The sequence below is a fragment of the bacterium genome (assembly GCA_035703895.1).
Classification (GTDB): Bacteria; Sysuimicrobiota; Sysuimicrobiia; order Sysuimicrobiales; family Segetimicrobiaceae; genus Segetimicrobium.
The window spans coordinates 1-7,534 of sequence record DASSXJ010000114.1 but is presented as its reverse complement, the minus strand read 5'-3'; the positions used below and the strand labels follow the sequence as shown (position 1 = coordinate 7,534).

6 protein-coding genes are annotated in these 7,534 nt (G+C 64.2%); 1 reads left to right on the top strand and 5 read right to left on the bottom strand.

Annotated elements, in window-relative coordinates; translation table 11 throughout:
• From VFP86_08120 to guaB, 5 genes are all read right to left on the bottom strand, one after another.
• Window positions 1-1,177 (bottom strand): alpha/beta fold hydrolase (locus VFP86_08120; GenBank protein HET8999595.1); only part of this gene is annotated, 1,177 nt, incomplete at its 3' end.
• A gap of 24 nt (window positions 1,178-1,201) precedes the next feature.
• On the bottom strand, window positions 1,202-2,008 hold the full coding sequence (locus VFP86_08115) for an ABC transporter permease (GenBank protein HET8999594.1): 807 nt from the start codon (window positions 2,006-2,008) through the stop codon (window positions 1,202-1,204).
• A 34-nt stretch (window positions 2,009-2,042) separates the two neighbouring features.
• The gene (locus tag VFP86_08110; protein HET8999593.1) at window positions 2,043-2,996 is read right to left on the bottom strand and encodes an ABC transporter permease; all 954 of its coding nucleotides are present in this window, start codon (window positions 2,994-2,996) and stop codon (window positions 2,043-2,045) included.
• A 26-nt stretch (window positions 2,997-3,022) separates the two neighbouring features.
• Window positions 3,023-4,546 (bottom strand): ABC transporter substrate-binding protein, encoded by a 1,524-nt coding sequence (locus tag VFP86_08105; protein ID HET8999592.1) that lies wholly within the window; start codon window positions 4,544-4,546, stop codon window positions 3,023-3,025.
• A gap of 270 nt (window positions 4,547-4,816) precedes the next feature.
• A complete protein-coding gene (guaB, locus tag VFP86_08100; GenBank protein HET8999591.1) occupies window positions 4,817-6,253 on the bottom strand; it encodes an IMP dehydrogenase in 1,437 nt (478 codons plus the stop codon).
• Window positions 6,254-6,293: 40 nt separating this feature from the next.
• Between guaB and VFP86_08095 the strand changes: the two genes are divergently transcribed.
• Window positions 6,294-7,534: MFS transporter (locus VFP86_08095; protein ID HET8999590.1), on the top strand; the 1,241-nt coding region annotated here is incomplete at its 3' end.

The window sequence follows — 7,534 nt, the reverse complement described above, 5'->3', positions numbered from 1 at the left end:
TGATTTCGCCGGGCCGATCCTCAAGGAAATGTTCGAGTACGGGCATCCACTGCCGACGCAGCTCGGACGTGCTGAGCGCAAGATGGCCCAGAGGATGATCGTACTCGTACAACTCGGTATCAACGCCGGCCATCCGAAGCGCACGGTCCGCCTCGCGCGCCCCCTCCACCGGGACGAGAAGGTCAGAACGGCAATGGATAAACCGGACGCGCGCGCCCACTCGACGGGCCGCAGCCTCGAGAGATCCATGGCCGTGCGACACGTCGTGTAAGGCGATCGCCCGTATGTTATACAGGTACGCCTGTGGATCGATGCCACTGGTTGCGAACGCTTCGCCGCTCGCGCGCAGCGCGGCCGCGCTCGCAAATCGTTCTTCCAGCGCCGCGTACGGACTGCCCTCTGGGCCGGCAAAGGAACGGCCGAATGTCGACGTGAATGCGTCTTGACTCGTAGCGTACAGGTGCAGGATCATCCCCGCGATCGTCATCCCCGATCTCGGAAACACGCCCTCTTCGGCATACCGACCCGCCCGCCAATCCGGGTCGGAACGAATCGCCACCGTCCTGGCTTCCGTCGTCGCGACCAAGAGATCAGGCGACCGGAAATTGCCCCGGTCGATGACGATCTTGTCCGCGACATCGGGAAACGTCACAGCCCACTCGGCCGCTTGAAACCCCCCCATCGAGACCCCGTAGACGAGGACGACATGGCGAACGCCGAGATAGTCGAGCAGCGCCATATCGGCACGTGCCATATCGCGGATTGACGTGACGGGGAAATCGAACCCATAGCGATGTTCGGTCCGCGGGTTGACCTCGTTGGGACCATCGGAACCGAAGCTTCCGCATAAGCGGTTAGGGGCGACGACGTAATACCGGTCTGTATCAAACACCTTGTGCGGGCCAATCAGCGCGTCCGCCCACCCTGGTTCGGGATCTTCTGTGCGCCACCGGCCGGCAGCATGCGCGCTGCCCGTCGACCCGTGAAGCACCAAGATCGAATTCCGGCCATCTGCAGCCAATTGTCCGTATGTCTCGTACGCCATACGGATCGACGGCAGCCTCGCGCCATTCTCGAATGAAAATCCCGTCTCTGCGACCCGTGCACTCCGGGTCTCGACGAGGCCTACGCTACCGGCCTGGGACGCATCGGACATCGCGGGCCTCCACCACGTCATCGCCGTCCATCCTCCTCCCCAGCGCTAGATCTGCATCTTCGGGTCGAATGCATCCCGGATCCCATCCCCCACAAGATTGAATCCCAACACCGAGAGGAGCACGAACATACCGGGAGAGAGCGACACCCACCATGCCGCGAGCATGTAGTCGCGTCCATCGGCGATGATGTTTCCCCAGGATGGTGTCGGCGGTTGCACGCCGAGGCCCAGATACGAGAGGCTCGCTTCCGCCAGAATGGCGAGGCCCACACGGAGCGTCACAGAGATCACCACCACATTGACAACGTTGGGCAGGATGTGACGGGCGATGACGCGCAGACTCGACGCGCCCAGAGCCCGCGCAGCCGAAACGAAGTCGAGCTGCCGGAGGCGCAGGAATTCCGCGCGAACGAGCCGCGCAGAGGCCGGCCACGATGTGGCCCCCAGTACAAGGACCAACCCTGGGATGCTCGACCCAAAGAGGACGAGGAACATCACGGCGATGAAAAAGACGGGAAACGCAAGCATCACGTCGGTCAATCGCATCAAGAGCGTATCCACCCATCCGCCAAAGAACCCCGATCCAGCACCAATGATCACTCCCAAGCCCACTGCGACGCCTGCGGAAGATACCCCGATGGCCAGGGACGTGCGTGAGGCCCAGATGATTCGGCTCAGCACGTCTCTACCCAGGTGGTCGGTCCCCAGGGGGCGCCCCAACGCCGGCGGCGCAAGGCGGTTGAGAAAATTGGCCTGATCAGGAGGAAAGGGCGAGAGGATCGGGGCCAACAGCGCAGTGAGCCCAAGGACGACTAAGATGGCGGCGCCCGGGATCGTCCTTGGGTTACGAATGAGGCGGCGCAGGGTGCACCTTCATAATGAGGGGTCAGTCAAATCGGATACGCGGATCCAGCAGCGCGTATGATGTGTCGGTGAGCAGGTTGCTCAGAATAACGAGGAGCGCCCCGACAACCGTCGTGGTCAGAACGACCGGGTAATCGCGGCTGAGCGCCCCATCCACGGCCAACCGCCCGATTCCCGGCACGGCGAAGACCGTCTCCACCACCAAAGATCCGCTCAGCAGGTTCGGAATCAGCAGGCCGAGGACGGTGACCACGGGAATCAACGAGTTTCGCAGCACATGCTGTCCCAGGATCCGACCGTTCTTCAACCCCTTCCCGCGTGCCACAAGAACGTACTCCTCGTGAAGGGTTTCGAGAACCGCCGAGCGTGTGAAGCGGACGAGAAACGGAAGGATCGAAAGACAGAGCACCGTCGTGGGCATCACGAGATAGGGCCAGATCAGGGCCGGCGAATACCCTCCCACCCCCACCGGACCGATTCCGCTTGCCGGCAGCCATGCCAGCCGGTCGGTGAAGATGAAGATGAGGACGAGGGCGAACCAGAAGCTCGGCAGACCGATGCCGAGAAGCGACCATGCCGTCACCAGATGGTCCAGTGCGGTGTACGGTCGCAGGGCCGAGATGAGCGCAATTGGCACGGACACCACCACCGCCAGCAGCAGCGCGCCACTCGCGAGGAGGGCCGTCGGACCAAGGGCGTCGACCGTCATCACCGTGGTCGGGCGGCGCTCCCGGAACGACCGGAGGCGGCCCGTGACGAGATTGAGCATCATCAGGCCGTACTGGACGGGCAGCGGTCTATTGAGGCCGAGCTCCGTTCGCAACGTGCGGAGATCCACGGTGTTCTGCTGTTCCGGCGCAACCAGCAGCAACGCCGGATCCCCCGGCGCCAGAACGAGCACGCTGAACGTGATGACGGTCACGCCAAAGATGATGGGTATTGCCTGCAGCAACCGTCGAAGAATGTACCGTCCCATCTACACAGTACAGTGCTCAACAGCCTCTATGTCACTTGCCATCTGCCGACCGAATCAAATAACTGCGCCAGTTCATGCACTTCGGGAATCGCGATGCGCTGTCGAACGGCCCATAATTCGCCCGGTCGGAAAAGCATAATCCAGGCGACGTCGTTATTGAGCACCTCCTGCAGGCGGAAGTAAATCGTTCTCAGCGCACCCGGGTCGGCCGCCGTGGTGGCCCGCCGGAGTAATGCGTCGACTTCACTATTCTGGTATTGAAGGTTGCGCGCCCAAGCCCCAGAACTTTCGAACACCGACTCGAGCGACCCTTGGAGGGGTGCGATAGGCGCAACAGTATAGAGCGACAGTCCAACCATCTCGATATTCGCGGCGTTCGAAGGCTGCCAGAACCGGCTAAAGAAGTCGCCTCGCTCCAACGGCTCCAGCGTCAAATCCACGCCGACACGCCGGAAGTACTGCTGAATGATCAACCCCACGTCTTGATACCGCTTTTCCGAGAGAAAGCTATAGCGCACCCGAAACGGACGTTCGTCCTTCTGGAGAATCCCCCCTGGGCCCGGCACAAACCCGGCTTCGCGCAGCAACTCCTGCGCGCGGTCCGGACTATAACGGTAACCCCGTAGTGACGCGTTGTACAGTCGCGAATCGGGAGGGATGATGCTGTTGACCACCCGGCCGTAGCCCTTGGCAAGGGTGCGAACCATCGTCTCTCGATCAATAGCCTGGAAGAGTGCCTGCCGTACCCGCACGTCCTGGAAGAAGGGATGCCTGTGGTTGAATGAACACCAATAACAGAATTCCGCTCCCATGCGCAATGGCCGGAACCGCGCGTCACGCTCAAACGTTGGGAAATCGTCAACCAGGATGGACGCCGCATCGATATTGCCGGCCCGGAGTTCTGCTTCGAGTGTGGACGGTTCCGGAATCCAGCGGACGACGACGCGCTCGACCGAAGCGCGCCCGGCCCAGTACTCGGGGAAGCCCTCCAGGGTGATGCTGTCCCGCTCCTTCCAATCCACGAGACGATACGGTCCGGCCCCGATTGGTCGTCGCGCATACGGGTGCTCCAGCATGCGCCCCATATTCACGCCACTCCAGCCATGCTTCGGCATGATGTAGTGATTGGATCCCAACACACTCTCTTCAAAAAACGCGTAGTGGGCTTCCAGCGTGAACCGGATGGTCATTGGATCGACAATGGCAATGCCGCTGACCTCTCCGGCTTTCCCCTGCCTGTAGGTCTGAGCCCCCTGGATCTCGAGCAAATCCTCATTGACTAAGGGGTATTGCGGGTGAAGGTAAAATTCGTAGCTGAATTTCACATCCTCCGCAGTCACAGGCTGACCATCTTGGAACTTCGCGTTCCGAAGGCGCACCACGTATGATCGACCGTCGGCGGAGCGCGTCCAGCGCTCAGCGAGGCGCGGGACGACTTTCCCGGTTTTCCAATCGGGCCTCGCCAGCACATCATGAACCAGGAGTAAGATGTAGAACGCCGTCACTTCTACGGACCCCACGATGCGCGTGGGCAGGCCAAACAGCGTCAAGACGACTTGGTTTCTCCGTGGGGATGGGCTTGCGGCAGCGACTGCCGGCGCGTCGAATTCGGGAATCACACCGGTCCTTATGGTAGGACCGGCCAGGACCCCGCCCCCGACGATGAGGCTCTTTCGAATGAGACTTCGCCGCGTCAGCGCGCCCGTTCTGGACCCTCCCATACGTTCTTTCATGCCGGGGTTTCCGCGCGGCGCCGCATCGCCGATTCCTTCCTCTCGCCTACCGGCCGTGTTCTATTGAAGTACTTCGGATCGCGGGCGCTAGGACAGGGGGTCCACGTCGTGGGGCATGCTCTCCCGCATCCCGGCCTCGGTCACCCGGATGAAACGGGCGTTGGCACGCAGGTCTGCGAGCGTGGTCGCGCCGCAGTAGCTCATCCCGGAGCGCAGGCCGCCGATGAGCTGTCCGAGCACCGCGGCGACCTTGCCGCGGGACGGGACCATCGCTTCGATGCCTTCGGGGACAATCTCCGAGAGCAGTTCGTCGTCCTGCGGCATATCCCGGCGCTCCGCGGAGGTCCAGAGGCTCGCCATCCCCCGATAGACTTTGTACTGCCGGCCGCCCCGGGAGACCAACGCGCCCGGGCTCTCCTCCGTCCCTGCAAGGAGGTTCCCGAGCATGGCGGTGTGGGCCCCCGCAGCCAGCGCCTTGACCAGATCCCCAGAGCCGCGGATCCCACCGTCTGCGATGATCGGGACGTCCGCGCCCGCCGCGGCATCCGCACATTCAAGAATCGCGGTGAGCTGGGGCACGCCCGCGCCGGTCACGACGCGCGTCGTGCAGGTCGATCCCGGGCCGACCCCGACCTTGACCCCGTCGACGCCGCACGCGATCAGGTCGCGCGTCCCCTCAGGCGTCGCCACGTTGCCGGCGATCAGCGGAATATCCGGGCAGCGCGCGCGGACGGCCTCCACGGTCTCCAGCGAGAGATCGGAGTGGCCGTGCGCGATGTCGATCACGAGCACGTCCACCTCCTCGGCGACGAGAGCCTCCGCCCGCTCCAGGTAGTCCCCGCGGACGCCGATCGCCGCTCCGACCCTGAGGCGGCCCCGGCCGTCCTTGGTCGCATCGGGATACTTGAGCCGGCTCTGGATGTCCCGGCTGGTCACGAGGCCGACGAGACGCCCTTCCGCATCCACCAGCGGCAACTTCTCGATGCGGTGGCGGTGGAGGATTTGCTTTGCCTCCTCGACCGGCGTCCCGGCGGGCGCTGTGATCAGCCGCTCCTTGGGGGTCATCACGGAGGTGATCGGACGGTCGTGGTGGGCCTCGAACAGTACGTCCCGCGCGGTCACGATCCCCAGCAGCCGGCGATGGCGATCGATCACGAGAATGCCGGCCGAGCCGTGCTCCTCCATAAACGCGGCGGCGTGCCCGACGGTGGCCTCGGGGCCCACCGTATAGGGTGTGTCGATGACGACGCTTTCGGCCCGCTTCACCCGCCGGACCTGGGCGACGTGCTCGTCGATCGGTAGAAACCGATGGATGATGCCGATGCCGCCCTCCCGCGCGATCGCGCTCGCCATCTGCGCCTCGGTCACGGTGTCCATGCTGGCGCTCACGATCGGAATGGCGAGATCGATTCCCCGGCAGAGACGCGTGCGCGTCGCGGCCTGCCGGCGGGTGCTCACGCCCGACCGCCGCGGGATGAGGAGTACGTCATCAAATGTCAACCCGATCTCGAACGGCTCGCGCATCACACCGTCACGATACCACGTCGGATGTTAAGATGGAAGGGTGACGCCACCCCGAGTGATCTCCGCCGCGCCCCACATCGACGCGGCGGCGCGCCGCCTCGGCACGTTTGCCTCTCTGCGCCACCGCAACTTCAGGCTCTTCTTCGTTGGACAGATGATTTCGCTCGTCGGCACCTGGATGCAGCGGATCGCCCAGTCGTGGCTGGTCCTCCAGCTGACCAACTCTCCGTTCCTGCTGGGGCTCATCGGGGCGCTGCAGTGGCTGCCCGTGCTGTGCTTCTCTCTCCTCGGCGGCGTCGTCGCCGATCGGGTCAACAAGCGCGGCCTCATCGTCGTGACCCAGACGGTGCAGATGCTGCAGGCGTTTGTGCTGGGGATCCTGGTGCGCACGGGGGCGGTGCGGTTCTGGCACGTCGCCCTCCTGGCGTTGGTGCTCGGGTTTGCCGCGGCCTTCGACATGCCCACCCGGCAGGCGTTTATTTTCGAGATGGTCGAGGGCGCCGACATGATGAACGCGGTCGCGCTCAACTCGACGATCGTAAATGTCGCGCGGCTCCTCGGGCCGGCGATCGCCGGGATCGCGATCGGGTCGGTGGGGATGGCGTCGGCGTTTCTCGCAAACGGGGTGAGCTTTGTTCCGGTGATCGTTGCGCTGCTGCTGATGCGGGTCCATCCGATCCAGACGGTCCGCACGACGAACAGCATCCTCACCCATCTCCGCGAGGGACTCGAATATCTCGGCCGGACTCCGGCCGCCCTGCAGGTGATCGTCCTCCTGGCCGCGGAGAGCGTGTTCGCGTTGAACTTCACCCTGCTCTCGTCGGTGGAAGCCAAGGACGTCCTGCACGCCGGGGCCAGGGGATTCGGGTTCCTGATGTCCTCCCAAGGCGCCGGCGCCCTCGTCGGTGCGATCACGGTGGCCTCGCTCGCCCATCTCGGCCCACGAGCGGGGTTTCTCTTCGGCGGTGCGACGGTGCTCGGGGTGGCTGAGGTGGTCCTCGCCCTGGTCCGGAATTACCCGGCTGCCGCGGTGACCCTCGGGGTCGCCGGGGCCAGCATGGTGCTCTTCACCGCCACGGTCAACACGACCCTGCAGTTGAACGCGCCCGACCACCTCCGCGGGCGCATCATGTCCATGTACTCACTGGTCATGGGGGGCTTCACCCCGATCGGCTCGCTCGTGGCCGGGACGCTCGCGCAGATTTGGGGCGCCCCGGGAGCGTTCCTCGTCGGGGGGGTGGTGGGACTCGCCGCCGTCGCCGCGGTGCTGCGATGGCGCAC